This is a genomic window from Amycolatopsis sp. NPDC049688, from assembly GCF_040674975.1.
Lineage (GTDB): Bacteria > Actinomycetota > Actinomycetes > Mycobacteriales > Pseudonocardiaceae > Amycolatopsis.
In genome coordinates this window covers 34,723-60,175 of the sequence record NZ_JBFANY010000012.1, presented here as the reverse complement: position 1 = coordinate 60,175, position 25,453 = coordinate 34,723, and the positions used below count along the sequence as shown (strand labels likewise).

Genomic DNA, 25,453 nt, shown 5'->3' with positions numbered 1-25,453 from the left:
ATGCACGGACCCACCCAGCTGTTCACGGTGATCGCCCTGGTCTCGCTGCCGACCGTGATGTACGGCGGCTACGCGCTGATGGGTGTCCTGCGCGACCGCAAGCTCACCGAGCACCAGCGCGCGATGTTCCGCGCCGGCCACGCCCACGCCGGCGTCCTGCTGGTGCTCGCCCTGGTCGCACTGCAGATCCTCAGCCGCTCGACGTTGTCGGACACGACGTTGTGGATCACGTGCTTCCTGCTGCTGTTCGGAATCCTTGCCCAATCGGGTGGATTCTTCCTCCACCTGCTGCCGGACCGGGGCAGGCTCGGCGGGCGCGTGACGTCCGTCGGCGCGTTGCTGCTGGCCGCGGCCGTGCTGCTCACCGCGTACGGGGTCGCTTTCGCCTGAGTGGTGGTCGTTAAGCTGGTGACGTGCCTGAATACCTGCCGACCGCGCCCTACAAGGGGACCCGGGACTTCCTGCCCGCCGAAATGTCCGTGCGTACCCAGGTGTTCGGTCATCTCTACGACGTCCTCGAACGCCGCGGCTTCCTCCGCTACGACGGGCCGATCCTCGAGTCGGCCGAGATCTACGAGCGGAAGTCCGGTCAGGAGATCGCGGACAAGCAGCTGTACACGCTCACCGACAAAGGCGGGCGGCGGCTGGCGCTGCGGCCGGAGATGACGCCGTCGGTGGCGCGGATGATCGCCGGGAGCGCGAAGTCGCTGTCGTTCCCGGTCCGCTGGTACAGCCACCCGAACTGCCACCGGTACGAGGCGCCGCAGCGCGGCCGCGTCCGCGAGCACTGGCAGATCAACGCGGACATCTTCGGCTCGGACAGCGCCAACTGCGAGATCGAGATCTTCGAGCTGGTGCACGACCTGATGGCCGCGCTGGGCGCGACGCCGGACATGTTCGTGCTGCGCGTCAACGACCGGAACCTGCTGACGTCGGCGCTCACCGACGTCGCCGGGGTGTCGCAGGACCACCTGAGCCAGGTGTTCGCGCTGGTCGACCGCTGGGAGAAGTACCCGCGCGAGAAGCTGGCCGAGAGCGCGGCCGAGATCGGGCTTTCCGACAAGCAGTTCGAGAAGCTCGCGGAGACGCTCGGCGCGGGCGAGGCGCTGCTCGACGAGCTGCCGGCCGACGTGCGGGAGCGGTCGAACCTGGTCCACGTCCTGAACAGCAGCGCGGGCTCGCTGGTGAAGTACGAGCCGATGATCGTGCGCGGGCTGGCGTACTACACGTCGACCGTGTTCGAGGTCTTCGACACCTCCCCGGAGAACCGCCGCGCCCTGTTCGGCGGCGGCCGCTACGCCGACCTGGCGTCGATGTTCACGCCGCAGCAGATCCCGGGCATCGGGTTCGGCATGGGCGACGTGACGCTGATCGACTTCCTCGACACGCACGGCCTGACCCCGGCCCCGCGCAACGAGGTCGACGTGATGGTGATCCCGGTGACCGAGGACCTCTTCGACGCGGCTCGCTCGGTGGCGGCGTCCCTGCGCGCCGCGGGGCTGCGGACGTCGACGCCGATCGAGCACCGCAAGCTGGGCAAGGAACTGACCCGCGCGGACAAGGCGGGCGCGGCCGCGGTGGTGATCGTCGGCCAGGAGGACTGGGCGGCGGGCAACGTGACGGTCCGCAGCCTGGCGACGCGGGAACAGAGCCCGGTCGCGGTCGCCGACGCGCCCGCGGCAGTGCAGGCGCTGCTGGCGTAAACCGGTTCGACTCCCTTCCGGCGGCCGGGCATCCTGGGCGCCGGAAGGGGAGGCCGATGATCGAGTTCGAAGACGTGCGGCAGTGGGTCGAGTACGACCTCGCCGTGCGGCGGGAGTCGGGGTACCGCCGTGGGCGACGGCTGAGCCGCCGGCCTTCGCGCGAAGAGCTGGCCGAAGCCGCGTGCGACGGTGACGGGTACCTGCGCGAGGCGGCCGTCGAGCGGCTCGCGGTCAGCACCGATCCCGAAGCGTTGCCGCTGCTGCTGATCCGGTGCGTCGACTGGGTCCGGCCGGTCCGGGAACGCGCCCGGTCGGCCGTGCTGTCCAATCTGGACGCAACCACGGTCCGGGCGATGCTGCCGTTGATCGGCATCCTGCGGCGGCGCCTGCTCGACGACTGGATGACCACGCTGCTGCGCGACGCATTGCCGAGCGTGCTCGACGATGCCCTGGCCCTGGACGACCGGGAGACCCGTCGCTGGGCCCACCGGGAGGCGCTCGGGCTGCTGTCCCGCGAGCGGCTGCTGAAGATCGCTTCCACGCACCCCGACTTCGTGGTGCGCATGATCTGCGGCGACGCGCTGCTCGACCGCGGCGAGTGCGTCGAGGAGCTCCTGGCGGCCGGGGCGCCGAAGGTGCGGATGCGGGCGTTGACGCTGCTCGGCCCCGACGTCGCCGTGGCCCACTTGGCGGACCGGTCGTCGGCGGTGCGCGCGATGGCGCAGGTGCTCGTCCCGGACCCGGCGGCGCACTACCGCACGCTGCCGGTCTCGTTCGGCGCGCTCGCCGGGCTCGGCGAAACCGGCACGGCCGCCGACGCCCCGCTCTTGGAACGTCACCTCGCCGACGAACGTCCCCGCATCCGCCGGGCGGCGGTCCGCGGCCTGCGCCGGATCGCCCCGGAGTCGGCGGCGGTTCAGCCCCTGCTGACGGACCCGTCGCCCGCGGTGACCCGCGAGGTGGTGGCGTTCCTCCGCGGCCGGTCCGCCGCCCCGGCCACGCTCCGCCCCCTCCTGTCCCCGGCCCACCCGCCCCACACACGCCGCGCGGCCGCAGCCCTCCTCCGCGACCACGACCCCTGGCACCGCCTCCACACGAACCTCACCCTCCTTCGCGACCCGGACCTCGCCCCCGCGGCCCACAGCGACATCCACACCTGGCTCCAGCACACGGCCGCGACCTACACCACCCCGTCCCCCACCCTGGCGGCGGAAATCGAGGCCCACCTGGACCGCCTCCCGCCCGAAACAGCCCGCCAGCTCCGCTTCGCCCTGCCGAACCGGCGTGCGGGAAGGGTCAACTCGCGTGATTGAGCAGTCGACACACGTGATTGAAGGGTCGACACGACGAAACTGCCGTGTCGACCCTCCGATCACACGTGTCGACCCTCCGATCACGCGTGTCGACTCTCCGATCACGCGTGTCGGCTCTTGGGTCACGTGGGGTCGGCGCGGAGGAGGCGGAGGGTGAATGTTGCTCCTGTTCCGGGGCGGGCCGCCGCGGCGATCGTGCCGCCGTGGCCCGTCACGACCTCGCGGACCAGGGCGAGGCCGAGGCCGAAGCGGCGGCCGTCGCCGTCGGAGCCGCGGGCGAACCGCTCGAAGATGCGGTCCGCGTCGGCCTGGGGGAAGCCGACTCCCGTGTCGCGGACGCGCAACTCCACGTGCCGCTCGTCGGGGACGCCGAGCCAGACTTCGATCGAGCCGCCCGGCGGGGTGTGGCCGAGCGCGTTGTCCAGCAACGCCGACAGCACGCGCCGCAACGCCGTCGGCACGCCCTGGACGAGGTACGGCCGCCGCTCGCGCGTCACCGCCAGCCGGACCCGGCCCTCCCCCGCGCGCACCGCCTCCGCCGCGACCGCCTCCTCCGCGAGCACCCCCAGCTCCACCGGTTCCAGCGATGGCCGTTCGCCGCACGCCTGCGCCGACAACAGCAGGTCCTCGACGACTTCGCCGAGTTCGCGCGTGCCGCGCACCAGCTGGTCGAGGTCGGCCGCGTCGCGGCCCGACGCCCGCCGGGCCAGCAGCTGCGCGCGGGTGTGCAGCCGGGTCAGCGGGGCGCGCAGTTCGTGGGACGCGTCCGCGACGAACGTCCGCTGCCGCCGCAGCGCGTCTTCCAGGGGCCGGATCGCCCGGCGGGCCAGCACCCGCCCGCTCACCAGGGCCGCCAGCAGCGCCAGCACCTCGGCGACCCCGAGCCCGACCAGCAGCGACGCGCGGTCCTGGATCTGGTAGCGCTCCTCGAACAACGCCTGCGAGACCACGCCGCCGTGGTTCTCCACCCGGATCGTGTAGGTCATCCAGCCGATCGACCGCCGTTCGGTGTGGACGTCGCCGGGCGCGGGCACCAGCGCGTTCAGCTCGGGCAGCGGCATCCCCGCCGGCGGCGGTCCCGAAGGCGCGTGCGCCGTCGGCGTGAACAGCCAGACGCAGCCGGGCGGGGTCGTGCCCGGGCCGAGCTGGATCGTCCTGGCGAGCGTCCGGTCGGCGTCGGCGTGCTGCCCGGTCAGCAGCATCCCGTACGCGATCGCGCCCGCGACCGCCACCAGCAGCGACACCACGACGGCGATCTGCGCGGTGATCGCCCACCGCGCCCGCCGCAGGGCCCGCTCCTCGGGGTCGGGGCTCATACCGCGCCGATCTGGTACCCGAGGCCGTGCACGGTCCGGACGACGTCGCGGCCGAGCTTGCGCCGCAGGTAGTACACGTAGGTGTCCACAATGGACTCCCCGGTCGAGTCGGCGAACACCCGGGTGCGCAGCGCCGCCCGGGGGTGGATCGCCTTGGGCCGTTGCGCCAGCGTCCGCAGCAGCTCGAACTCCCGCCCGGACAGCGTGATGCGCTCGCCGCGCGGCAGCACGACCTCGTGCCGCCGCAGGTCGAGCGCCGCCGTGCCGAGCGGGAGGCACTCGGCCCCTTCGAGGTCACGCCGGCCCAGCGCGCGCAGCCGGGCCAGCAGCTCCTCGGCCTCGAACGGCTTGACGAGGTAGTCGTCGGCGCCGGCGTCGAGCCCGGCGACGCGGTCGGCCACCTCGCCCAGCGCCGAGAGCACCAGCACCCGCGTGGTCACCGCCCGGGCCCGCAGCCGCCGGAGCAGCTCCAGCCCGTCGAGCACGGGGATGCGCCGGTCGATGACCATCACGTCGTAGTGCCCGGTGAGCCCGAGGTGCAGGCCGCGCTGGCCGTCGTGCGCCGCGTCGGTTTCGTAGCCTTCTTCGGCGAGCAGCTCGGCCAGCATGCCCGCCAGTTCGCGGTCGTCCTCGACCAGGAGCACCCGCGGTTTCGCCACCCCATCGCGCACAGATCCATACTGGCAGTGATTTTCCGAATTTGAAGAATCAACTTTTCCCGGTGAGCGGGACGGGTTCGGCCGTCAGGAGTACCTCGGTGCTCCCCTTGCGGGCATCACGGCGGTCGAGCCAGCTCAGCAGGGGCGCGGTCATGATCGTCGTGACCAGCGCGACGAGCACCAGCACCGTGAACAACGCCGACGAGACGATCCCGGCGGCCAGCCCGACGTTCAGCGCGATCAGCTGCATCAGCCCCCGGGCGTTGACGAGCACACCGACGCGCGCCGCGATGGCCGGCGGCTCCCCCGCCAGCCGCGCCGCGCCCCAGGACGCCCCCAGCTTGCCGACGATCGCGACCACCACGCACAGCACCGCGAACGCGAGCAGCTTCGGGTCGGCGAGCAGCGCGAACCGGGTGTTCAGACCGGAGTAGGTGAAGAACAGCGGCAGGAACACGATCCGCCCGATCGGCATGATCTTCGCGAGCACCGCGTCGGACGCGGGGGTGCGGGGGAAGGCGATCCCGACGCAGAACGCGCCGAACACCGCGTACAGCCCGATCGTGTCGGTGAACCAGGCCGCGGCGAACAACGTCATCGCGGTGATCAGTACACGCTGGTCGAGGCCGATGCGCTCGCTGCTCATCGCCTTCGCCAGCAGCCGCCGCCCGACGATGAACACCAGCCCGGCGAACAGGACGCCGCCGCCCAGCGCGAGCGCGACCGGCCCGGCCGACCCGGCGTGCATGCCCAGCACGACCGCCAGCAGGATCCAGGCCAGCACGTCGTCGAGCGCGCCGCAGGCCAGGGCCAGCGAGCCGAACTTCGTCGACGCGATCCCGCGTTCGGTGATGATCCGCGCCAGCATCGGGAACGCCGTGATCGCCAGGGCAACGCCGACGAACGCCATCGACGTCACCGGCGAAACGCCGTCCTTGCCGATGCCCACCCAGTTCAGGCCCACGACGCTGACGGCGATCCCCAGCAGGAGCGGCAGGAGGGTACCGGCCGAGGAGATCGCGGCGACGGACTTCCGGGACTTCCCGATGCTGCTCAGGTTGAACTCGTAGCCGGCGCCGAACATGTAGATGACCAGGCCGATCTGGCCGCCGACGTAGAGCAGCGAGCGGATGCCGTCCGGGAACAGCGCCGCCTGCACGCCCGGCAGCAGCAGCCCGAACAGCGACGGGCCGAGCAGCACGCCGGCGATCATCTCGCCGACGACCGGTGGCTGGCCGAGCTTGACCGCGGCCAGGCAGACCAGCCGGACCACCACGAGGATCGCCACGACGGCGAGGAAGAAGACCGGTGCCGCTTCGGACGGGCTCATCGGTTACCTCCGGCGAAGTAGGTCGAGCAGAGGGCTTTCTTGCGGGCGTCGAGCACCATGTACGTGCCGAAGACGAGCTGGGCAAAGCTGCGCCAGACGTCTTCCCAGCGGTCGCGGACGGCCATCCACACCAGGGGCGCGCGCCGGGGACGGGCGCCGCGGGGGGTGAGCAGGGCCGGGCCGCGGTTGGGGATCGAGCGCGTGTGCCCGGCCGTCGAGGCGAGGTCGAAGCGGCGCAGCACCTCCTGCGCCACGATCCGCATGGTCGGCGGCGCGAGCCCGCGGGCCGGGCAGGCCCGGTTCTGCGCGACGCCGAACGGGATGAACTCCTCCTTCGTGGCCTGGGCGGCGAAGTCCGGGTAGCTGAAGCACAGCACCGTCCCGGCCGGGATGGTCAGGTCCGCCAGCTCGATGTCGGCGGTGGTGATCCGGTGCGCGATGCCGAACAGCGGGTACGCGCGGAGCCCGTCGTCGATGACGCGGTCGATGTCCTCGGGGTGGCCGGCGAGCCGCTGCTGGAGCTCCTCGTCCTGGGCGATGATCATCAGCAGGTGCGCCATCGCCTCCGACATCTGCACGACGGCGGTGGTGAAGAACGTCCCCTGCAGGTAGTACGCCTGCTCCTCGGGGGTCAGGGACTCCGGGAGCGGGTGCGGGACGTCGGCAAGGCGCCGTTGCAGGTACTTCGTCAGCCGCGCCCGGCGCCGCATGTTCCGCGGCCGCACGCACTTCAGCGCCGAGACGACGTCGTCGGCGTGCGCCACGATGAGCTCTCGCGCCTCCGGCGGGCACGGCTCGTCGAACACCAGCTCGTAGTACAGCTCGGCCCAGATCGGCATCATCTCGTCGCGCAGCCGGACGAGCCCGGGGCGGACGCCGTCGAGGACGTGCGCGGCCACTCGCCGGGTCAGCTCCTCGGAGTCCTTTTTGGACCGGATCAGGATGTGCCGGGTGCACTTGGCGACCTCGTCGTAGCGCGGCCCGGCTTCGAGGTGTTCCTGGTGCACCTGCGCCCCCGGCGAGAGCCAGTACCAGAACAGGTCCGACAGCGCGGCGCCGCGGCTGCGGCCGTTCGCCGCCGGGTCGGCGTAGACGCGCCGGAAGTCGGCGACGCCGACCTGCGGGCCGGGGATCGTCACCGCGTCCTGGCCGTTGACCAGCGCGAAGATCCGCATCCGCAGCGCGACGACCCGGCCGGGCAGCCAGCCGAGCACTTCGCCGATCATCGCCGGACCTGATCCGGGGTGAGGTCGGCCGGGTGCCGCCCGCCGCAGAGGGCGAGGGCCTGGTCGAAGTCCTCCCGCAGCAGCTCCAGGACCTGCGTGACGCCTTCGCGGCCGCCCGCGGCCAGGCCCCACACCACCGGGCGGCCGACACCGACCGCGTCCGCACCGAGGGCGAGGGCCTTGACGACGTCGGTACCGCGGCGGATCCCGCCGTCCAGCAGCACCGGGACCGCCCCGCCGACCGCCGCCGCGATCTCCGGCAGCACGTCGATGGTGGCCGCCACCGTGTCGAGCTGGCGGCCGCCGTGGTTGGACACCACGATCCCGGCGACGCCGTGGTGCACGGCCAGCCGCGCGTCTTCGGCGTGGAGGACGCCCTTGATCAGCACCGGGAGCTTGGTCTTGCTCCGGAGCCAGGCGATGTGGTCCCAGTTCAGCGCCGACATGACGATGTCACGGACATGGCTGGCCGTGCCACCGCTGCGGTTCTCGCCGATGTCGCGCAGATTCTCCACGGCCAGCCCGGCCGGCAGGTCGTGGAAGGCGTTGCGGTCGTCGCGTTCGCGGCGGCCGAGCACCGGCGAGTCGACGGTGACGACGAACGCCTGCACCCCGGCGTTTTCGGCCCGGCGGACGATCGCCTCGGTGAACTCGAGGTCCGGCTGCAGGTAGAGCTGGAACCACAGGCTGAGCTCCGGGGCGGCCGCGGCGATGTCCTCGATCGCCGTGGTGGCGGCCATGCTGACGATCATGATCGTGCCCGCCCGCGCCGCGGCCCGGGCGGTGGCGAGCTCGCCGTCGGGGTGCGCGAGCCGGTGGAACGCCGTGGGCGCAACCAGGATCGGCATCGACGACGGCGTCCCGAGCAGCGTCAGGCTCAAATCGCGCTTGTCGCTGCCGCGCAGCACCCGGGGCAGCAGGCGCAGCCGTTTGTACGCGGTTTCGTTCTCCCGCAGGGTGATTTCGTCCTGCGCGCCGCCCGCGAAGTAGTCGTAGTGGGCCGGATCGAGGCGCTCGCGGGCCGCGGCCTCGAACTCCGCGATCGTCCGCATCAGAGCTCCCGGGTGAAGAAGGCGGTCAGCGGTCCGATGTGGACTTCCTGGTCCCACTCGTTTTCGAGGTTCTCGGTGACGTGGTGGGTGGCGGCGAGCTCGCCGCGGCGGTAGTGCCGGACGATCGGGTGCAGGTAATGGCCCTCGCCGTGGTCGTTGGCCTTGTCCTGGGCCGCGCGGGCGACGAAGTCGAACGGGTCGACCTTGTCGTGGTCGGGGCCGTAGTCGAGGGTGACGACGTAGGCGTCCTCCGGCGGGTCCTCCAGCACCCGGTCGACGGGCACCTCTTCGAGGTAGCGGGCGGTGTCGCCGTCCACGACCACGACGTCGCCGAGGAAGCCGAACTGCTGGTAGAGCGCGGAAGTCCGGTTGATCCGGGTGATCACGGCTTCGGTGAGCGCGTCCGGTTTGGCGGGCAGTTCGGTGTGCGGCCAGGGGGTGTCGTGGTAACGCTCGTTCAGCACCTTGGCCAGGGCGCGGGCGCCGTAGCGGAAGCCGTGGATGAACGCGCTGGTGGCCTTCTTGAAGTCGCGGACCTGCGTGATCGTGCCGGCGAAGTAAAGGCCGGGCACGTTGACCGACTCCCAGCTCGGCGTCTGCGCCGGGAACCGGTCGTCGATGGTGAGCTCCGGGCGGCAGTCCTCGTCGAACAGGGAGGCGTCGAACCGGAAGCCGGTGCAGCCGATCACGCGGTCGTAGCGGATCTCCTTGATCACCTCGTCGGCGCGGGCGAAGGCGAACTTGACGTGGTAGCCGTCGGCGTCCTTGCGGACTTCGCGCACCTCGCCGTCGAGGATCGCGTGCTGCAGCTTGAGCTGGTACATGTCGAGGATGCCCGCGTTGTAGGCGCGCAGGTGGCCGACGAAGTGCGTGCGCCAGGCCAGCTTCACCGGCCGCGGGCCGCCGACGTGCACGACCGCCGCCCGCTCGATCAGGTTGTCCGCGGTCTCGAACGCGGAATTGCCCTTGCCCAGCACGAGGACGCGCTGATCGGTGAAGTTCGCCGGATCGACGTCGACGTCCACGTACTGGTCGATGAGTTCGACGCCGGGGAACTGCGGGAGGTACGGCTTCGTGACGCCGGTGGCCATGATCAGCCGGTTCGCCCGGAACTCGGTTTCCCCCGCGGTGAGCACGAAAGTTTCGCCCTCGCGCCGGATGCGCGTCACGCGGGTGTCGTAACGGATGTTCAGCTGGTACTTCGCCGCGTAGTCGGCGAGGTAGCGGAGGAGGTTTTCGGCTCGGGGGAAGAGTTTGTCGCTGTAGTCGGTGAAGAGGACGGGATCGTCGTCGCCGTCGGCGAGGATCGAGTTCCAGTCCATCCGCATCCGCAGCTCCGGGTCGCTGTACCCGGTGTGCTTCTTGTTGATGGAGATGAGGGTCCGGTGCCGCGGGAAGGTCTCGAAGAAGTGGCCGGGCGCGGAACCGGCCTCCAGCACGAGGTACCGGTGGCCGGCCCGGCCGAGGTGCTGCGCCAGCTGCAGCCCCGCGGGCCCGGCCCCGACGACCAGATAATCGAGCACTTCCTCCGCCACGACGACCTCCTGGGGCTCGGTACCGACCGCATGATCGGCGCCGAGCCTGCTCCGGAGATCTCAGAAAAGCCTCAGAAGTGCGTAAGTTACTTCCCGGCGGCGCGGGCCAGCCGTTCCGGGTAGCGCTCTCCCGCGATCGCGTCCGCGGGAGCCGCCGCCTCGATGGCCTCGATGTCGGACGCCGTCAGCTCCAGCGAAGCCGCGGCCACGTTCTCCTCGAGGTACTTGCGGCGCTTGGTCCCCGGGATCGGCACCACGTCCTCGCCCTTCGCCTGCACCCACGCGAGCGCGAGCTGGCCGGCCGTCACGCCCTTCTCGTCCGCGAGCTTCCGCAGGGCCTCGACGATGGCCAGGTTCCGCTCGAGGTTGCCCTCGGCGAACCGCGGCAGCCCGCGGCGCAGGTCGTCCTCCGGCAGGTCGGCGACCGACGTCACCGCGCCCGTCAGGAACCCGCGGCCCAGTGGCGAAAACGGGACGATGCCGATGCCGAGCTCACGGCACGTGTCGAGGATTTCGCCCTCGATGCCCCGGGTCCACAGCGACCATTCGCTCTGCAGCGCCGTCACCGGGTGCACGGCGTGCGCGGCCCGGATCGTCGCCGCACTGGCCTCCGAAATCCCGGCGTACCGGATCTTCCCGGCCTCCACCAGCGATGCCAGCGCGCCCCAGGTCTCCTCGATCGGCGTGTCCGGGTCGACGCGGTGCTGGTAGTAGAGGTCGATGTGGTCGACGCCGAGGCGGCGCAGCGACTCGTCGCACGACTGCTTCACGTACGCGGCGTCACCGCGGGCGCCCATCGCGCCGTCGTGCCACACGATGCCGAACTTCGTCGCGAGCACGACCTCGTCGCGGCGCCCGGCGATCGCGCGGCCGACCAGTTCCTCGTTGACGCCGTTCGCGTAGATGTTCGCCGTGTCCAGCAGCGTCACGCCGAGGTCCAGCGCGCGGTGGATCGTCGCGATCGACTCGTCCTCGTTGTCGCGGACGCCGTAGGCGTGGCTCATCCCCATGCAGCCGAGCCCCTGGGCGCCGACTTCGAGGCCGCCCAGTTTCCTGTTCTTCACGCGGAAATCTCCTCCATACCGGGTTCCACGCCGAGCACGTTGCGCTCGACCTGGGCGTAGTTGTCGATCTTGTAGTCGAGGATGTCGAGGCACCCCTGCAGCTCGGCGATCCGCTCGGCGACCGACCGGCGCTGTTCCACCAGCAGGGCCTTGCGGCGGCCCGCGCTCGCGACGCCGTGACGGCGCAGCGACGCGTACTCGCGCATGCTCTTGATGGGCATGCCGGTGGTGCGCAGCTTGGTCAGGAAACCCAGCCAGTTGAGGTCGTCGTCGGAGTACGCCCGGCGGCCCGCGGCGTCCCGGGCGGGCGGGTCGAGCAGTTTGATGCGCTCGTAGTACCGGAGGGTGTCGATCGACAGTCCGCTACGTCGAGCGGCTTCCGCTATCGAGTAGCTCATGCGGTCGACAGTACGACCTGGAGTGCACTCCAGGTCAAATCTTCACCCTCGCAAAAAATAACAGCGTTCCGATACGCTGTGTGCATGGCGCGACCACGCACGCACGACGAAGCGCTCCGGCTCAAGCTCCTCGACCGGGCCGGTGAGCTCATCGCGGCCGACGGGCCGAAGGCGCTTTCCCTGCGCAAGCTGGCCGCCGACGCCGGGACGTCGACCACCGCCGTGTACTCGCTCTTCGGCAGCAAACCCGACCTGGTGAACGCCCTCTACACCGAGGGTTTCCGCCGCTTCGGCGCCCGGATGGCCGGGACGCCGCTGACCGGCGACGCCGTCGAGGACCTCGTCGCGCTCGGCAGCGCCTACCGCGCGAGCGCGCTGGCCGACCCGAACCTCTACGGGATCATGTTCACCAAGTCGGTGCCCGGGTTCGAGCCCAACGAAGACGCCGAGGAGCTCGCCCGCGAGACGCTCAAGCCCCTGGAACGGATCATCCGCCGCGCGATCGCCGACGGCGTCTTCGTCGACGTCCCGCCGGAGACGATCGCGGTCGGCTGCTGGGCCATCGTGCACGGCCTGGTGTCCCTGGAACTGACCGGCAACCTGCCGGAGGAGTTCGACGTCACGGGCGCGTACGAGGCCGCCCTGCGCGCGAACGCCTCCGGCTGGCTGCGGCCTCAGAACAGCGGCAGCATCCCGTCGTAGACGACCTTGCCTTGCGCGTCCCACGCCTTGACGTGCCCCTTCGCGTCCGGCTTGAGCCGGCCGACGGGGAGCCAGACGGCGAACATCCCGTCGGTGACCAGCGTGTCGGCGCCGTTCCCGCCGCCGTAGTCGACGATCACCTGGGTCGCGGTCGACGGCACCACCGCCGCGAACGGCGTCCGCGGCCGGTCCTGGCCGCCGCCTTCGGTCGCGCCGAGGGTGTCGACGACGAGGGCGCGGGCGGGTACTGCGGGCCCCGCGTAGAAGTCGGGGTACGCGCGTGACAGTGGCCCCTTCGGTCCCGGCTCGGTCGTGCACGCGATCACCCGGTCGCCCAAGCGGCCGAGCACGATCCGGTAGCCCTGTTCCTCCAGCAACGGCCCCGGCCGGTAGGCCGCGGCGTCCGCGATGACCTCCTCGGCGGCGGCCAGGCATTCGCCCAGCGCCCGGCCCGCGGCCGACGTCCGGTCGGCATCGGCCGGGCGGTCGGTGAGCGAGAGCAGGGGCGGCGGGGCCTTCGGCAGGACGTCCATCGGCTGGGCGCCCGGCCCGTCTCCGATGGCCAGTACCGCCTTCGCCGGGACCGTGCCGGTGAACGCCACGAACTGGCGGCTGGCCGGCGAGAAGGTCAGGATCGACGCACCCGTCTTCGTGGAAAAGCTCGCCTGCGGCCACGCCGGGTCGACGACCCCGGCCGCCAGCCCGGTCGCGCTTTGCAGCAACAGCCCGGACCGGCTTCCCGGTGCGTACGCTGGCGTGGCGTTCGGGTCCGAAAGCGTCACCGTCGTTTCGGTGACCTCGCAGAACATCGGCTTGCCCGCGGCGGTGGCCGCGACGACCGAGTCGGTGCCGAGCGTGTCCGTGAACAGCGGCACCCAGTCGGCGCGGTCCGGGACGCTGCCGGTCTTGCCCGCCGTCCGCACGGCCGCCCAGCAGCGGTCGAGGGCCGAGGTCGCGAGCTTGGCGTCCAGCGTCAGGCCGGTGTTCGCCGCGGGTGGCACCTCGGCGGGCGGCCGGATCTGCCGCGTCACGACGACCGCGCCCGCGGCCAGGACGAGCACCGCGGCCGCGGCGGCGTACCAGACGTGCCTGGTGGGCCGCGGTTTCGCGATCCCGGCGCGGACCTCGGCCCGCAGCCGGTCGCGGACGTCGTCCGGCAGGGTCCGCCGGGGCGGGAGTTCTCGCAGGCTCATTTTTCCTCCAGCAGCGTGCGCAGGCGGGCGCGGGCCCGGGACAGGTGGGCGCGGACGGTGACCTCGGCGACCGACAGCAGCGCCGCGGCGTCGGCGGCACTCAGCTCGCCGAGCAGGCACAGCTCGACGACCTCCCGCTGCGCCTTCGGCAGCGTCCGGACGGCGGCGGCGACCTCGCGCAGCCGCTGCTCGCCGTCGAGCCGCTCGGCCACGGCGTCGGCGTGGTCGGACACCACCGGCGCGTCCGGGATCTTCCGGAGCAGGCGCAGCCGCCGTTTCGCGCCGCGGTGTTCGTCGCGAGCCGCGTTGCCGGCGACGGTGTAGAGCCACGGCAGGGCACTGTCGCGCACCAGCGTCACGTCGGCGCGGCGGCGCCAAGCGGTGAGGAAGGTGTTCGAAGTGAGGTCCTCGGCCGCGGCCCACGAGCCGGTCAGCCGGTAGGCGTGGTTCCAGACCGCCTCGGCGTGCCGCTCGAAGAGCTCACCGAAGGCGGCTTCGTCGCCTTCGGCCGCCCGGTCCCACAGTGCTCGATCGCCGAGTGCCCGGTCGCCCACCGGCGTCCCCGTCGCTTGGTTGGTCACACCCCTTCGTGGCCGGCATCGGCCGGCTTGTTGCGCTGCGCGTCCGCCAGGTCGAGCTCCTCGTGTTCGCCACCCTCGAAGTCGCTGCCTTCGTCGAAGACCGTGTGGACCGCGCCGACGAACCGGGCCCGGCTGAAGTCCGCGGCGGCCAGGGTGCAGCCGCTCAGCCGGAAGTCGACGAGGACGGCCCGCTGCAGGTCGACCGACATCCCCGGCCAGAATCCCGGTTCGTCGTGGCTCAGGTGGGTCCGGAGCAGGTCCTGCGCGGCCAGGCGGACCAGCAGTTCGGGGTCGGTGTCCTCGCCGAGTTCCGCGCCGGTCCGGCCGCGGAGGCCGGTTTCCGGGCTCTTGAACGGCATCCGCAGGTAGGCGCACAGCACATTGACGATCGACTGCCGGTGCTTCGGGTTGTCCTGTCCGAGCCGCTCGAGCGCGTACAGGCCGCCGAGCCGGACGGGCGCCTTGTCACTGCCGAGCTGCTCGACGGACTTCGTGTACAGCTCGGTGACCCGGCGCTCCTCGAGGTCCAGGGTCGTCTCGGCCAGCTGGATTTCGAGCGTGCGCTGGCGGCGCGTCGCCAGCCAGAGCGCGAACGCGCCGCCCGCGCCCGCGCCGACCCCGAACGCGGTTTTCACGGCGTCGATCCGGACCGGCGCATCGGGCCGCCCGGACCAGGCCAGGAACAGCCAGAGCAGCGTCCCGGTGACGGCCGCGACCGCGACGGCGGTCACGGCGATCCACCGCCACTTCAGGACCGGCAAGGCTAGACGGCGCCGTACTGGCGGTCGCCCGCGTCGCCGAGGCCCGGGACGATGAAGCCCGAGTCGTTGAGGCGCTCGTCGATGCTGGCCGTGACCACCCGCACCGGCAGCCCGGTCTTCTCCAGGTGGGCCAGGCCCTCGGGGGCCGCGAGCGCGCAGATCGCCGTCACGTCGTCGGCGCCGCGGTCGGTGAGCAGCCGGATCGTGTACTCCATCGAGCCGCCGGTGGCGAGCATCGGGTCGAGCACCAGGACAGGACGGTCGGCGAGCGACTCCGGCAGGGATTCGAGGTACGGCGTCGGCTTGAGCGTCTCCTCGTCGCGCGCGAGGCCGACGAAGCCCATCTGCGCGTCCGGGATCAGCTTGTGCGCCTGGTCGGCCATGCCCAGCCCGGCGCGCAGCACCGGCACCAGCAGCGGCGGCTTGGCGAGCTTGAAGCCGTCGGTGCGGGCGACCGGCGTGTGGATCCGTTCGACCTTGACGGGCACATCGCGCGTGGCTTCGTAGACGAGCATGACGGTCAGCTCGTGCAGCGCGGCCCGGAACGCGGCGCTGTCGGTGCGCGCGTCGCGCATCGTGGAGAGCCGGGCCTTCGCGAGGGGGTGGTCGACGACGTGCACATCCATGCGGGTCAATCTAGCCGGTGGGCCAGGTCGGCGTCCCTGCTCAGCTCGTAGAGGTTGACGGCCTCGAAGAAGTGCCCGACGACCGGGGCCAGCGTCTCCCCCGGCCACTCGGGCACGTCGTGGGTGTACTCGCCGGGCTCGATCGCGACGGTCAGCTTCCAGTTCGCATGGACACCGTTGAGCGTCCACGTCTGGTGCATGCGCTTGTTCCTGGACATGCCCAAGACTGGTTTCTTGCCACGGACGCACGCAACTGATCGACCGGGTGAGCGATCTTCCTTGCCGCGGTGGCAAGTGGTGAAGGTGTGCGCATGGCCAAGAACAAGCGGGTGTCGGTGCGGCAGCGAAGGGTCTCGGCGGAGCTGCGGACGTTGCGGGTGGCGGCGGGCCTGACCTGCCTGGACGTGGCGACGGCGCTGGACTGTTCGGAGAGCAAGATCAGCCGGATGGAGACCGGCGACCGCGGGTTGTACGCGGATGACGTGTCGGCGATTTTGGGGTTGCTGCGCGTGCCGGCGGCGAAGCGGACGGAGCTGTTGGCGCTGGTCAGGGAGGGTGAGGAGCGGAACTGGCACGAGATCCATGGCAAGTTGCCGACCAACTGGAAGGACCTGATCCGCTTCGAGAACGAAGCGGTCGGCATCCAGAACTACGAATCACAGGTCATTCCCGGCCTTGCCCAAACCCCTGACTACGCGCGCGCACTCCTGCACGGCGGTGATCCGCGCCTGACCGAAGCCGAGGTCGAAGGCTTGGTTTCGGCCCGGCTCACCCGCCAGCTCATCCTGAGCCGCCGCAATGCCGCTTCCGTCGAGCTGATGGTCGATGAAATGGTCCTCCACCGCCCGATCGGCGATTCCGAGACCATGCGCGCCCAACTCCACCACCTTCTCCTCCTGGGCCGCCGGTCCAATGTCACGTTCCGCGTGGTTCCCTTCGCTGCGGGCGCGCACCCCGGCCTACGGGGGCCATTCGTCATTCTCCAATTCGCGAGCGAGCCCTCCTTGGTCCATGTCGAAAGCCGGGGCACGAGCAGCTTCCTGGAAGAGGATCACCACGTGGCCATGGTCAAGGCAGCGTGGCGCGAGATCTGTGCCATCGCGCTGTCGCATGCCGACTCGGCCCGGCTGATTGCCAGTACTATCGGCGAGCCGGTCCCAGCTGAGGAGCACGAACCATGAACGCCGCGAACGCTTGGCGCAAGAGCAGCTACAGCACCAACGATTCCAACTGCGTCGAGGTGGCCGCTTCTCCCACCACCGTCGGCGTGCGGGACACCAAGGATCGCGAAGGCGGCCACCTCACCATCCCCGCCCCCGCGTGGACCGCCTTCCTCAGCTCCGCCGCGAGTTCTGCCGGGCGAACCAGCTGACCCAGCGTCGCTGCCAGGGCGTCTCGACCGCCCGTTCGTGGTAGTGCTCGCGCACCCACGCGACCGCCTCCCCCACCGGCACCCCCGACAGCGTCGCCAGGCAGGCCATCACCGTCCCGGTCCGCCCCGCGCCGCCGTAACAGGCCACCTCGACCGTCTCCGTTTTCGCCCGTTCGTGGAGCGCGATGATTTTCCGGCGCGCGTCCTCCGGCTGGGTGGGCAGCAGGAAGTCCGGCCAGTTCACCCACTCGTGCGGCCACGAGATCCCGCCGCCGTGCTTGCGCCGCAGCCGGCTCGTCCCCAGGTAGAGGCCGAAGTCGGGCTCGGGACCGTCGGGGCGCGGGCGGCCCAGCCCCCGCCCCTGGACGCGGGTGCCGTCCGGGAATTCCACCATCAGGTCAGTGTCCTCCAGAAGATGGACACGCAGAGTGGTTTTCGCCGATAAGCTACGCCGGGTGAGCGAACTGACGCCCGACCAGATGCGGGCCTCCGACGCGGACCGTGAGCGCGTCGCCCAGGTGCTGCACAACGCCCTCGCGGAAGGGCGGATCACCGTCAACGAGCTGGAAGAGCGCCTCACGACGGTCTACGCGGCGAAAACCCTCGGCGAACTGAAGCCGGTGACGGCCGACCTCCCGTCTTCTTCCGCGGCGATCGAGCCGGCCACGACCCGCGCCCTGGGCTTCCCGGACCAGCGTATCGGCGGCCACCCGGGCTCCCCGGTGTCGATCGGCGTGCTGTCGGGAGCGGTCCGCAAGGGCAGCTGGGTCCTGCCCCCGCAGCACAACAGCCTCGCGTTCTGGGGCGGCGCGGAGATCGACCTCCGCCAGGCCCGTTTCGCGGACAAGCACAGCACGATCACCGCGGTCGCGATCATGGGCGGCATCCAGATCACGGTCCCGGACGACATCAACGTGGACGTCACGGGCATCGGCCTGATGGGCGGCTTCGTCCTGGAGGACAAGTCGGGCGCACCCCCGGCCCCGCCGACCGCACCGACGGTGAAGATCAACGGGCTGGCCTTCTGGGGCGGGGTCGTCGTGTACCGGAAGCCTTCGAAACGACCCGAGCCGCCGCAGATCGAAGGGTCCTGACCACGACTTTGTGACGCGTTCTGCACTCAGCGTCACACCCAACGGGGGCTCGCACTGTCGGACCCGCCGCCTAGACTCAGGCCCATGACAGCCACGACCAGCACGTCAGCGGCGCCGGCCACCCCGGCACCGCTGGTGGACGCGACTCGCGACGACGCGAGCCTGCGCCGCTTCCTGCTCGGGCTGCCCGGTGTCGACCAGGTCGGCGTCGAGCAGCGCGCGGCGGGCCTCGGCACGCGCAGCATCAAGAAGGACGCCAAGCGGTGGGCCATCGACACCGCCATCTCCATGGTCGACCTGACCACCCTGGAGGGCGCCGACACCCAGGGCAAGGTCCGGGCGCTGGCCGCGAAGGCCGTCCGGCCCGATCCCGAGCGGCAGGACACCCCGCGCGTCGCCGCCGTCTGCGTGTACCCCGACCTGGTCGCCACGGCCGTCGAAGCGCTCAAGGGCAGCGGCGTGCACGTCGCGAGCGTCGCCACCGGCTTCCCTGCCGGCCGCACCAGCCGCGAGATCAAGCTGGCCGACACGAAGATCGCCGTCGAGGCCGGGGCGCACGAGGTCGACATGGTGATCGACCGCGGCGCGTTCCTCGAAGGCCGGTACATGGCCGTCTTCGAGGAGATCCAGGCCGTCAAAGCCGCCTGCGGGGATGCCCACCTGAAGGTCATCCTCGAAACCGGCGAGCTGGCGACCTACGACAACGTGCGGCGCGCGTCGTGGCTGGCGCTGCTGGCCGGCGGCGACTTCATCAAGACCTCCACCGGCAAGGTGTCGCCCGCCGCGACGCTGCCGGTCACCCACATCATGCTGCAGGCCGTCCACGACTGGCACGTCCGGACCGGCGAGCTGCGCGGGGTCAAGCCCGCCGGCGGCATCCGGACGACGAAGGACGCGATCAAGTACCTGGTCGCGGTGCACGAGGTCGCCGGCGAGCAGTGGCTGACCCCGGACCTGTTCCGCTTCGGCGCGTCCAGCCTGCTCAACGACCTGCTGCTGCAGCGCCGCACCCAGGTGGACGGCCACTACAGCGGCCCCGACTACGTGACGGTGGACTGATGCCCGTTTTCGAATACGCGCCCGCTCCGGAATCCCGGGCCATCGCGAACCTCAAGGACTCGTACAAGCCGTTCGTCAACGGCGAATTCGTCGACGGCTCTGGTGAGCCGCTCAAGACGATCAACCCGGCCACCGAAGAGGTCCTCGCCGAGGTCGGCACCGCGTCGAAGTCCGATGTGGACACCGCGGTCAAGGCCGCGCGCAAGGCCTACACCGGCGTGTGGTCCAAGATGCCGGGCACCGAGCGCGCGAAGTACCTCTTCCGCCTCGCGCGGCTGATCCAGGAACGCTCGCGCGAGCTCGCCGTGCTGGAGAGCCTGGACAACGGCAAGCCGATCAAGGAGTCGCGCGATTCCGACGTCCCGACGGCGGCGGCGCACTTCTTCTACCACGCCGGCTGGGCCGACAAGCTCGAGTACGCGGGGTACGGGCCCAACCCGCGTCCCCTCGGTGTCGCGGGCCAGATCATCCCGTGGAACTTCCCGCTGCTGATGCTGGCCTGGAAGATCGCCCCGGCGCTGGCCACCGGCAACACCGTGGTCCTCAAGCCGGCCGAGACGACCCCGCTGACCGCGCTGGTCTTCGCCGAGATCTGCCAGCAGGCCGAGCTGCCGCCGGGCGTGGTGAACATCCTGCCGGGCGCGGGCGACATCGGTGCGTCCATTGTGGAGCACGCCGACATCGACAAGATCGCCTTCACCGGCTCGACCGAGGTCGGCAAGGCGATCCAGCGCCAGGTCGCGGGCACGCCGAAGAAGCTGACCCTGGAGCTGGGCGGCAAGGCGGCGAACATCGTGTTCGAGGACGCGCCGCTGGACCAGGCCGTCGAGGGCATCGTCAACGGCATCTTCTTCAACCAGGGTCACGTCTGCTGCGCGGGTTCGCGCCTGCTGGTCCAGGAGTCCATCGCCGAAGAGGTCCTCGAAAAACTGCGCTACCGGGTGTCCACCTTGCGCATCGGCGACCCCCTGGACAAGAACACCGACATCGGCGCCATCAACTCGGCCGAGCAGCTGGCCAAGATCCGCGGACTCGTCGAGTCGGGCGACGCCGAGGGCGCGCAGCGCTGGACCAGCCCGTGCCCGGTGCCGGAGCGCGGGTTCTTCTTCGCCCCGACGGTGTTCGCGAACGTCCACCAGTCGATGCGCATCGCGCGCGAGGAGATCTTCGGCCCGGTGCTGTCGGTGCTGACGTTCCGCACGCCGGACGAGGCCGTGGCGAAGGCGAACAACACGCCGTACGGGCTGTCGGCCGGTATCTGGACCGAAAAGGGCTCCCGCATCCTGTGGATGGCGAACCAGCTGCGCGCCGGCGTGGTCTGGGCCAACACCTTCAACCGCTTCGACCCCGCCGCCCCGTTCGGCGGCTACCAGGAATCCGGCTTCGGGCGCGAAGGCGGCCGCACCGGGCTGGAGGCGTACCTGAATGTCTGACCGCATCTCCGTCGCCAAGACGTACAAGCTGTACCTCGGCGGCAAGTTCCCCCGTTCGGAGTCCGGCCGGGTGTACCCGGTGACGGACAGCAAGGGCAAGTTCCTGGCGAACGCGGCCCACGCGTCGCGCAAGGACGTCCGCGACGCGGTGGTGGCCGCACGCAAGGCATTCCCGGGTTGGTCTTCCGCCACGGCGTACAACCGCGGCCAGGTCCTCTACCGGGTGGCCGAGGTCCTCGAAGGCCGTCGCGACCAGTTCATCGCCGAGGTGTCTGCTTCGGAAGGTCTGGCGACGAAGAAGGCCGAGTCCACTGTGGACGCGGCGATCGACCGCTGGGTCTGGTACGCGGGCTGGACGGACAAGATCGCCACGGTCCTCGGCGCGGCGAACCCGGTGGCGGGCCCGTACTTCTCGTTCACGGTCCCGGAGCCGACGGGCGTGGTGGGCGTCCTGGCGCCGCAGTCGTCATCGCTGCTGGGCCTGGTCGAGGTGCTGGCCCCGGTCCTGGCGACGGGCTCGACGGCGGTGGTGGTGTCGAGCGTGGAGCGTCCGCTGCCGGCGATCACGCTGTCGGAGGTCCTGGCGACGTCCGACGTCCCGGGCGGGGTGGCGAACATCCTCACCGGGCGGGCCGCGGAGCTGGGCCCCTGGCTGGCTTCCCACGGCGACGTCAACGCCCTGGACCCGACGGGAGCGACCCCGGCGGACCGAGTCGAGCTGGCGCGTGAAGCGGCGAACACGGTGAAGCGGGTGCTGACGGTCCCGGAGACAGAGCCGGACTGGACGGTGGCCCCGGACCTGACCCGCCTGCGGCGGTACCTGGAGGCGAAGACGGTCTGGCACCCGCTGGGCGTCTGAGCTGACGGCGGCCGCGACCCCCGGGTGGCGGCCGTCCACCTTGTGGTGGATTCCCCCTTCGATCTTCCCGACTTACCCTCGAGGAGTGACCAGGTTGTCACCTGCTGTGATCGAGGGGTGCCGTGGACGCTCAGGAAGGGTTCGGAAGCCTCGTCGCATTGCGGGTGAAAGGTGGCGAGCTGACTGCTCTGCGGGCTCTTTCGGTCCCGGAGGAAGTCCGGCAAGTGCAGCCGTTGCTGCAGTTCGACCCGGACGGCAGCGCGCCGGCGAGCCAGCTGGATGCGATCGAGGCGGTGATCCGCGATCTCGGCAAGCTCGGCCGCCGGGTCATGCTGGACGCCTCCGATGTCGCGCACCTTCCCGCGTTCGGACCCGGCCCCACCGGCGCGCTGGGTGAGGTGGCCGATCGCCTGGCCACCCCGGTGGACCTGCTCGACACGCTGGCCCCGGCCACCTTCGTACCCGTGGTCCGCAGTGACATCGCCCCTCAGGCGGCCGCCGCCCTGGGGCGCCTGTGCCACGAACTCGGCGCCGGCGGCGCCCTTCGCGTTCGGCCGGCCACCGCGAACCGGGCCGGCTTGGAGCGGATCATCCGGAATCTCGCGCTGGATCCGTGCCACATCGATGTGATCCTCGATCTGCAGTACGTCCCCGAGGCGACCGCTGCGGTCCTGGACGAAGCCGCGACCGTGCTCCGCACGCTCGCCGCGGTCGGCGATTTCCGGACGACCAGCCTGTTGAGCGGCTCCATCCCCCGCACCCTGGCGCAAACGTCGGTGTGGGAGAAACCGAGGACCGAGGAGGTTCTCTGGGAAAGACTGGCCCCGGACAACCCCACGGAGCTCCGGCTGGGCGACTACGGCACCACCCATCCGATCCCGGGCCAGGGATTCCGCAGCAAGCACGTCAGCATGAAGTACACCTGCCCGGACCATTGGCTCTATTCGCGGGAGCGCATGCCGGATGCGGACCATCAGGCCACCGATTCCGCACGCGCCCGCACGTTCCGCGTCGTGTGCCGTCACCTGGTCGAATCCGGCAGCTTCTCCGGGCCTGGCTTCTCGTGGGGTGACCGCGAGATCCTCGATGCCGCCAGCGGACGCGGGCAGGGCTTCGGCTCGACCAGCAAACCGGTCGCCCTGGCGACTTCGCACCACCTCGCCTACCTGGCCACCCGCGCGGCGGCTTGACGGCTAGCTCAACGTCACCGAGAAGTCCGACAGCGTGAACCGCGCCTTACCCCCACCCGTGGAACAGAACTCGATCCCGTACCCGATCTGGTTGATCGTCGGGTTCGCCGGGATCAGCCCCTTGCCGACCGCCCACCCGATCATCGCCTTCAGGTCCACACTCCCCGAATACTGCGTCGAGCGGGACACGAACGCCACGTACCCCTCGTCGTCCGCCCAGACGTCGTAGGTGAAGCCGCCGGCCGTGTACGTCGACAGCTTGTCGCCCGCCGGGACCTGCTTGCTGTTCTCCGTCCACACCATCAGCTCGCTGACACCCTTGCCGTCGCCCACGCCGTTCAGCCAGAGGTCGTACGCCACGTCGTAGACGCCGGTGCCCGGGCCGCGGCCCGCGAACGTCGATTTGATCACCGAATAGTCGTTGACCGGCTTTCCCCTCTGGTCATTGATGTCCTTGTGCACGTTCGGATAGGTTTTCACCGACGTCGAGGTGGGTTGGGTGGAATCGACGTACCAGTTGTCGTACGCGCACGCCCGCAGCGTTTCCGGGCCCGCCTCGCCGGCATTCCACATGTTGTTGTGGACGTAGTAGCCGCCGTCGGACCAGCCACCGTCGGGATCGCTCGTGGTGAACTCCGGGGTGCGGCAGCTCCGCACCGGCGTGGCCGACGGCGGCGCCGGAGCCGATGAAGTCGCAGGTCGCGGCGATGATGACGGAGCGGCCGAGGAAGAAGGGGGCGGCGGAGCAGACGAGGAAGACGACAGGGACGGCAACGGCTCCGGGGCGACCGCGGCCACCCCTTCGATCGGCTTGCCGCCACACCCGGCGATCACCGGAAAGGAAATCGCCAACAACACGGCCAGCATTCTTCGTCGCATTTTACCGCCCGCAGCTGCAATTCCGGCAGAACGAGGCGGAACCCTAACACGGAATTCGGCGAACTCAGTCCGGGTCGAGGTCGCCGGAAGTGATCGGCCGCCCGGGCAGCGGCGATCCCGGCCGCGCGCTGAGGCCGTCGATCATGATGCCGACGCACCGGCGCGCCGCCATCTCGGCGACCTCCGGGGACTTCGCACGCATCTGGCGCAGCAGCGTGGCGAACAGGATCGCGATGTCACCCGCGCCGACGTCATCGCGGAGCTTGCCCTCGGCCTTCGCGCCGTCGACGAAGCCGTCGAGGACCGCCAGGATCTCGTCGCGAAGCCGGCGGACCTCCGGGTCGTTCTTGAGGATCACCAGTGCCCGGTGCGACACCATCGCCAGCTGCACGCTCAACTGCAGCTCCACCGACTGCCGCAGCAGCCGCTCGAGCGCGCGCCACGACGACGTCTCCTCCGCGGCGATCACGCGCGCGTCGATCAGCACCCGCTCGAAGTTGTCCATCGCGACCGCCCGGACCAGCGCGTCGCGGTCCGGGAACCGCCGGTAGAGCGTGCCGACGCCGACGCCGGCCGCGCGGGCGATCTCCTCCATCGGCACCTCGGGACCGGAGCTGGCGAAGATGCTCTTCGCGGCGGCCAGGATCTGGTCGCGGTTGCGCCGCGCGTCCGCCCGCAGGGTGGTCTCGGGGTCTGCCGTCATGCCGTTCGCCTTCCGCTGAATCGCGCGGGGTGATTCTCGCATGGCCAGCAGCCCACGCACTGCCTCCTCAACCGGGTAGCGGGCACCTAGTGGACGACTTCCTTCCGCTTCGGTACCTTGGACCAGAGAACCGGAATGTAATCCTCCGCATACTTTCCGTCCGATTTAGGGGGTCCGAAATGACTGATTTGGCCGAGCCCGCCACGCGGGACGAGACCTTCCCGCTGACCCGCACGTGCCCGTTCGCGCCGCCGCCCGCGTACGAGGAGCTGCGCGAAGCCGGACCGGTCCAGCGCGTCCGCCTGCAGTCCGGCCAGGAGGCGTGGGCGGTGACGCGGCTCGAAGACGTCCGGCAGATGCTGACCGACCCGCGGTTCAGCTCCGACCGCTTCAACCCCGGCTTCCCGGTCCTGTTCAGGTCGGGCCGGCCGCAGCGGCGGAGCAACTTCACGCCGTCGCTGATCAACATGGACCCCCCGGAGCACGGCGCGGCCCGGCGCGAGGTCGTCGGCGAGTTCACCGTCAAGCGGATGAAGGCCCTGCAGCCGCGGATCCAGCAGATCGTCGACGAGCACATCGACGCCATCCTGGCCGGCCCGAAGCCCGCGGACCTGGTCTCGGCGCTGTCCCTGCCGGTGCCGTCGCTGGTGATCTGCGAGCTGCTCGGCGTCCCGTACGCCGACCACGACTTCTTCCAGGTGCGCAGCTCGACGATGCTCAACCGGGAGATCGACCCGGAGACCCGGACGAAGGCCGTCGACGAGCTGCAGGAGTACCTCGACCGGCTGGTCAGCACCAAGGAGGCCGACCCGACCGACGACCTGCTCGGCCGCCAGATCCTCAAGCAGCGCGAAGAGCACGGCGAAGTCGCGCACGACGAGCTCGTCTCGATGGCGTTCCTGCTGCTCATCGCCGGGCACGAGACGACGGCGAACATGATCTCCCTCGGCACGGTCGCGCTGCTGGAGAACCCGGACCAGCTCGCGATCATCAAGAACGACCCCGGCAAGACCCTCGACGCCGTCGAGGAGCTGCTGCGGTACTTCACCATCGCCGAGTTCGCGACCTCGCGCGTCGCCACCGAGGACGTCGAGATCGGCGGCCAGCTGATCCGCGCCGGCGAGGGCGTGCTCGGGCTGAGCTACTCCGGCAACCGCGACGAGGCCGCGTTCGAGGACGCCGACAAGCTGGACCTCGAGCGCGGCGCGCGCCACCACGTCGCCTTCGGGTTCGGGCCGCACCAGTGCCTCGGCCAGAACCTGGCCCGGATGGAACTGCAGATCGTCTTCGACACGCTGTTCCGCCGCATCCCGGAGCTCAAGCTGGCCGCGCCGGTGGACCAGCTGCCGTTCAAGCACGATTCGGCGATCTTCGGCCTCTACTGCCTGCCCGTGACCTGGTGAGG

28 protein-coding genes are annotated in these 25,453 nt (G+C 70.7%); 12 read left to right on the top strand and 16 right to left on the bottom strand.

Annotated features, from left to right (window positions below; translation table 11 throughout):
- The 3 genes from AB0J55_RS31365 to AB0J55_RS31355 are packed head-to-tail and all read left to right on the top strand — an operon-like array spanning window position 1 to window position 3,016.
- A complete protein-coding gene (locus AB0J55_RS31365; RefSeq protein WP_364256494.1) occupies window positions 1–390 on the top strand; it encodes a hypothetical protein in 390 nt (129 codons plus the stop codon).
- A 23-nt stretch (window positions 391–413) separates the two neighbouring features.
- Window positions 414–1,703, top strand: coding sequence for a histidine--tRNA ligase (gene hisS, locus AB0J55_RS31360; protein ID WP_364256491.1), 1,290 nt, complete (start codon window positions 414–416; stop codon window positions 1,701–1,703).
- Between the two features lie 56 nt (window positions 1,704–1,759).
- Complete coding sequence (locus AB0J55_RS31355; protein WP_364256488.1) at window positions 1,760–3,016, top strand: hypothetical protein; 1,257 nt, start codon at window positions 1,760–1,762, stop codon at window positions 3,014–3,016.
- A gap of 122 nt (window positions 3,017–3,138) precedes the next feature.
- Here AB0J55_RS31355 and AB0J55_RS31350 read toward each other — a convergent pair whose 3' ends face one another.
- From AB0J55_RS31350 to AB0J55_RS31315, 8 genes are all read right to left on the bottom strand, one after another.
- On the bottom strand, window positions 3,139–4,332 hold the full coding sequence (locus tag AB0J55_RS31350) for a HAMP domain-containing sensor histidine kinase (RefSeq protein WP_364256485.1): 1,194 nt from the start codon (window positions 4,330–4,332) through the stop codon (window positions 3,139–3,141).
- On the bottom strand, window positions 4,329–4,976 hold the full coding sequence (locus tag AB0J55_RS31345) for a response regulator transcription factor (RefSeq protein ID WP_364257054.1): 648 nt from the start codon (window positions 4,974–4,976) through the stop codon (window positions 4,329–4,331). The genes AB0J55_RS31350 and AB0J55_RS31345 overlap by 4 nt, the downstream gene beginning before the upstream one ends.
- A gap of 64 nt (window positions 4,977–5,040) precedes the next feature.
- Window positions 5,041–6,321: a cation:proton antiporter gene (locus tag AB0J55_RS31340; RefSeq protein WP_364256482.1), complete on the bottom strand. Its 1,281-nt coding sequence runs from the start codon at window positions 6,319–6,321 to the stop codon at window positions 5,041–5,043.
- Window positions 6,318–7,547, bottom strand: a complete 1,230-nt coding sequence (locus AB0J55_RS31335; protein ID WP_364256479.1) for a cytochrome P450 — start codon at window positions 7,545–7,547, stop codon at window positions 6,318–6,320. The genes AB0J55_RS31340 and AB0J55_RS31335 overlap by 4 nt, the downstream gene beginning before the upstream one ends.
- Complete coding sequence (locus AB0J55_RS31330; RefSeq protein ID WP_364256476.1) at window positions 7,544–8,599, bottom strand: alpha-hydroxy acid oxidase; 1,056 nt, start codon at window positions 8,597–8,599, stop codon at window positions 7,544–7,546. The genes AB0J55_RS31335 and AB0J55_RS31330 overlap by 4 nt, the downstream gene beginning before the upstream one ends.
- Entirely contained in the window at window positions 8,599–10,134 is a 1,536-nt protein-coding gene (locus tag AB0J55_RS31325; protein ID WP_364256473.1) for an NAD(P)-binding domain-containing protein, read from the bottom strand. The genes AB0J55_RS31330 and AB0J55_RS31325 overlap by 1 nt, the downstream gene beginning before the upstream one ends.
- An 86-nt stretch (window positions 10,135–10,220) precedes the next feature.
- Window positions 10,221–11,144, bottom strand: coding sequence for an aldo/keto reductase (locus AB0J55_RS31320; RefSeq protein WP_364257051.1), 924 nt, complete (start codon window positions 11,142–11,144; stop codon window positions 10,221–10,223).
- 50 nt (window positions 11,145–11,194) lie between these two features.
- Window positions 11,195–11,596: a MerR family transcriptional regulator gene (locus AB0J55_RS31315; protein WP_364256470.1), complete on the bottom strand. Its 402-nt coding sequence runs from the start codon at window positions 11,594–11,596 to the stop codon at window positions 11,195–11,197.
- Window positions 11,597–11,680: 84 nt separating this feature from the next.
- Between AB0J55_RS31315 and AB0J55_RS31310 the strand changes: the two genes are divergently transcribed.
- On the top strand, window positions 11,681–12,298 hold the full coding sequence (locus AB0J55_RS31310) for a TetR/AcrR family transcriptional regulator (protein WP_364256467.1): 618 nt from the start codon (window positions 11,681–11,683) through the stop codon (window positions 12,296–12,298).
- Here AB0J55_RS31310 and AB0J55_RS31305 read toward each other — a convergent pair.
- The 5 genes from AB0J55_RS31305 to AB0J55_RS31285 are packed head-to-tail and all read right to left on the bottom strand — an operon-like array spanning window position 12,271 to window position 15,677.
- Window positions 12,271–13,491 (bottom strand): hypothetical protein, encoded by a 1,221-nt coding sequence (locus tag AB0J55_RS31305; RefSeq protein WP_364256464.1) that lies wholly within the window; start codon window positions 13,489–13,491, stop codon window positions 12,271–12,273. The two genes, AB0J55_RS31310 and AB0J55_RS31305, sit on opposite strands and share 28 nt — an antisense overlap.
- On the bottom strand, window positions 13,488–14,072 hold the full coding sequence (locus tag AB0J55_RS31300) for an RNA polymerase sigma factor (RefSeq protein ID WP_364256461.1): 585 nt from the start codon (window positions 14,070–14,072) through the stop codon (window positions 13,488–13,490). The genes AB0J55_RS31305 and AB0J55_RS31300 overlap by 4 nt, the downstream gene beginning before the upstream one ends.
- On the bottom strand, window positions 14,069–14,803 hold the full coding sequence (locus AB0J55_RS31295; protein WP_364256458.1) for a pentapeptide repeat-containing protein: 735 nt from the start codon (window positions 14,801–14,803) through the stop codon (window positions 14,069–14,071). The genes AB0J55_RS31300 and AB0J55_RS31295 overlap by 4 nt, the downstream gene beginning before the upstream one ends.
- Window positions 14,804–14,835: 32 nt before the next feature.
- A complete protein-coding gene (gene upp / locus AB0J55_RS31290) occupies window positions 14,836–15,459 on the bottom strand; it encodes a uracil phosphoribosyltransferase (RefSeq protein ID WP_364256455.1) in 624 nt (207 codons plus the stop codon).
- Window positions 15,460–15,464: 5 nt separating this feature from the next.
- The gene (locus AB0J55_RS31285; RefSeq protein ID WP_364256452.1) at window positions 15,465–15,677 is read right to left on the bottom strand and encodes a hypothetical protein; all 213 of its coding nucleotides are present in this window, start codon (window positions 15,675–15,677) and stop codon (window positions 15,465–15,467) included.
- Between the two features lie 93 nt (window positions 15,678–15,770).
- On the opposite strand from AB0J55_RS31285, the gene AB0J55_RS31280 reads away from it, so the two are divergent.
- On the top strand, window positions 15,771–16,640 hold the full coding sequence (locus AB0J55_RS31280; protein WP_364256449.1) for a helix-turn-helix transcriptional regulator: 870 nt from the start codon (window positions 15,771–15,773) through the stop codon (window positions 16,638–16,640).
- Window positions 16,637–16,831, top strand: a complete 195-nt coding sequence (locus AB0J55_RS31275) for a DUF397 domain-containing protein (RefSeq protein ID WP_364256446.1) — start codon at window positions 16,637–16,639, stop codon at window positions 16,829–16,831. The genes AB0J55_RS31280 and AB0J55_RS31275 overlap by 4 nt, the downstream gene beginning before the upstream one ends.
- On the opposite strand, the gene AB0J55_RS31270 is transcribed toward AB0J55_RS31275, so the two are convergent.
- Window positions 16,794–17,225 carry a protein-tyrosine phosphatase family protein gene (locus tag AB0J55_RS31270; RefSeq protein WP_364256443.1) on the bottom strand — a complete coding sequence of 144 codons (432 nt, stop codon included), beginning with the start codon at window positions 17,223–17,225 and terminating at the stop codon, window positions 16,794–16,796. The genes AB0J55_RS31275 and AB0J55_RS31270 overlap by 38 nt on opposite strands.
- An 85-nt stretch (window positions 17,226–17,310) precedes the next feature.
- On the opposite strand from AB0J55_RS31270, the gene AB0J55_RS31265 reads away from it, so the two are divergent.
- The 5 genes from AB0J55_RS31265 (at window position 17,311) to AB0J55_RS31245 (ending at window position 22,466) form a co-directional block, all read left to right on the top strand.
- A complete protein-coding gene (locus AB0J55_RS31265; RefSeq protein ID WP_364257048.1) occupies window positions 17,311–17,925 on the top strand; it encodes a DUF1707 domain-containing protein in 615 nt (204 codons plus the stop codon).
- An 84-nt stretch (window positions 17,926–18,009) separates the two neighbouring features.
- Window positions 18,010–18,984 (top strand): deoxyribose-phosphate aldolase, encoded by a 975-nt coding sequence (deoC, locus tag AB0J55_RS31260; RefSeq protein WP_364256440.1) that lies wholly within the window; start codon window positions 18,010–18,012, stop codon window positions 18,982–18,984.
- Complete coding sequence (locus AB0J55_RS31255) at window positions 18,984–20,417, top strand: aldehyde dehydrogenase family protein (protein WP_364256437.1); 1,434 nt, start codon at window positions 18,984–18,986, stop codon at window positions 20,415–20,417. Before deoC ends, AB0J55_RS31255 begins: the two co-directional genes overlap by 1 nt.
- Complete coding sequence (locus AB0J55_RS31250) at window positions 20,410–21,276, top strand: aldehyde dehydrogenase family protein (protein WP_364256434.1); 867 nt, start codon at window positions 20,410–20,412, stop codon at window positions 21,274–21,276. Before AB0J55_RS31255 ends, AB0J55_RS31250 begins: the two co-directional genes overlap by 8 nt.
- A 122-nt stretch (window positions 21,277–21,398) precedes the next feature.
- Window positions 21,399–22,466, top strand: coding sequence for a hypothetical protein (locus AB0J55_RS31245; protein WP_364256431.1), 1,068 nt, complete (start codon window positions 21,399–21,401; stop codon window positions 22,464–22,466).
- A 3-nt stretch (window positions 22,467–22,469) separates the two neighbouring features.
- Here the strand turns inward: AB0J55_RS31245 and AB0J55_RS31240 are convergent, their stop codons facing one another.
- Both AB0J55_RS31240 and AB0J55_RS31235 read right to left on the bottom strand, forming a co-directional pair.
- Window positions 22,470–23,123, bottom strand: coding sequence for a hypothetical protein (locus tag AB0J55_RS31240; RefSeq protein WP_364256428.1), 654 nt, complete (start codon window positions 23,121–23,123; stop codon window positions 22,470–22,472).
- 286 nt (window positions 23,124–23,409) lie between these two features.
- Window positions 23,410–24,048 (bottom strand): helix-turn-helix domain-containing protein, encoded by a 639-nt coding sequence (locus AB0J55_RS31235; protein WP_364256425.1) that lies wholly within the window; start codon window positions 24,046–24,048, stop codon window positions 23,410–23,412.
- A gap of 179 nt (window positions 24,049–24,227) precedes the next feature.
- Here AB0J55_RS31235 and AB0J55_RS31230 point away from each other — a divergent pair, with 179 nt between their 5' ends.
- Entirely contained in the window at window positions 24,228–25,451 is a 1,224-nt protein-coding gene (locus AB0J55_RS31230; protein ID WP_364256422.1) for a cytochrome P450, read from the top strand.
- Window positions 25,452–25,453: the final 2 nt, after the last annotated feature.

Bases quoted from the DNA above. Each gene is read 5' to 3' on its own strand.
- AB0J55_RS31350 (WP_364256485.1), bottom strand. From the start codon at position 4,332: ATGAGCCCCGACCCCGAGGAGCGGGCCCTGCGGCGGGCGCGGTGGGCG.
- AB0J55_RS31315 (WP_364256470.1), bottom strand. From the start codon at position 11,596: ATGAGCTACTCGATAGCGGAAGCCGCTCGACGTAGCGGACTGTCGATC.
- AB0J55_RS31285 (WP_364256452.1), bottom strand. From the start codon at position 15,677: ATGTCCAGGAACAAGCGCATGCACCAGACGTGGACGCTCAACGGTGTC.
- AB0J55_RS31250 (WP_364256434.1), top strand. From the start codon at position 20,410: ATGTCTGACCGCATCTCCGTCGCCAAGACGTACAAGCTGTACCTCGGC.
- AB0J55_RS31355 (WP_364256488.1), top strand. From the start codon at position 1,760: ATGATCGAGTTCGAAGACGTGCGGCAGTGGGTCGAGTACGACCTCGCC.
- AB0J55_RS31330 (WP_364256476.1), bottom strand. From the start codon at position 8,599: ATGCGGACGATCGCGGAGTTCGAGGCCGCGGCCCGCGAGCGCCTCGAT.
- AB0J55_RS31280 (WP_364256449.1), top strand. From the start codon at position 15,771: ATGGCCAAGAACAAGCGGGTGTCGGTGCGGCAGCGAAGGGTCTCGGCG.
- AB0J55_RS31320 (WP_364257051.1), bottom strand. From the start codon at position 11,144: ATGGGGATGAGCCACGCCTACGGCGTCCGCGACAACGAGGACGAGTCG.
- AB0J55_RS31255 (WP_364256437.1), top strand. From the start codon at position 18,984: ATGCCCGTTTTCGAATACGCGCCCGCTCCGGAATCCCGGGCCATCGCG.
- upp (WP_364256455.1), bottom strand. From the start codon at position 15,459: ATGGATGTGCACGTCGTCGACCACCCCCTCGCGAAGGCCCGGCTCTCC.
- AB0J55_RS31235 (WP_364256425.1), bottom strand. From the start codon at position 24,048: ATGACGGCAGACCCCGAGACCACCCTGCGGGCGGACGCGCGGCGCAAC.
- deoC (WP_364256440.1), top strand. From the start codon at position 18,010: ATGACAGCCACGACCAGCACGTCAGCGGCGCCGGCCACCCCGGCACCG.
- AB0J55_RS31335 (WP_364256479.1), bottom strand. From the start codon at position 7,547: ATGATCGGCGAAGTGCTCGGCTGGCTGCCCGGCCGGGTCGTCGCGCTG.
- AB0J55_RS31340 (WP_364256482.1), bottom strand. From the start codon at position 6,321: ATGAGCCCGTCCGAAGCGGCACCGGTCTTCTTCCTCGCCGTCGTGGCG.
- AB0J55_RS31230 (WP_364256422.1), top strand. From the start codon at position 24,228: ATGACTGATTTGGCCGAGCCCGCCACGCGGGACGAGACCTTCCCGCTG.
- AB0J55_RS31275 (WP_364256446.1), top strand. From the start codon at position 16,637: ATGAACGCCGCGAACGCTTGGCGCAAGAGCAGCTACAGCACCAACGAT.
- AB0J55_RS31310 (WP_364256467.1), top strand. From the start codon at position 11,681: ATGGCGCGACCACGCACGCACGACGAAGCGCTCCGGCTCAAGCTCCTC.
- AB0J55_RS31305 (WP_364256464.1), bottom strand. From the start codon at position 13,491: ATGAGCCTGCGAGAACTCCCGCCCCGGCGGACCCTGCCGGACGACGTC.
- AB0J55_RS31365 (WP_364256494.1), top strand. From the start codon at position 1: ATGCACGGACCCACCCAGCTGTTCACGGTGATCGCCCTGGTCTCGCTG.
- AB0J55_RS31270 (WP_364256443.1), bottom strand. From the start codon at position 17,225: ATGGTGGAATTCCCGGACGGCACCCGCGTCCAGGGGCGGGGGCTGGGC.
- AB0J55_RS31265 (WP_364257048.1), top strand. From the start codon at position 17,311: ATGCGGGCCTCCGACGCGGACCGTGAGCGCGTCGCCCAGGTGCTGCAC.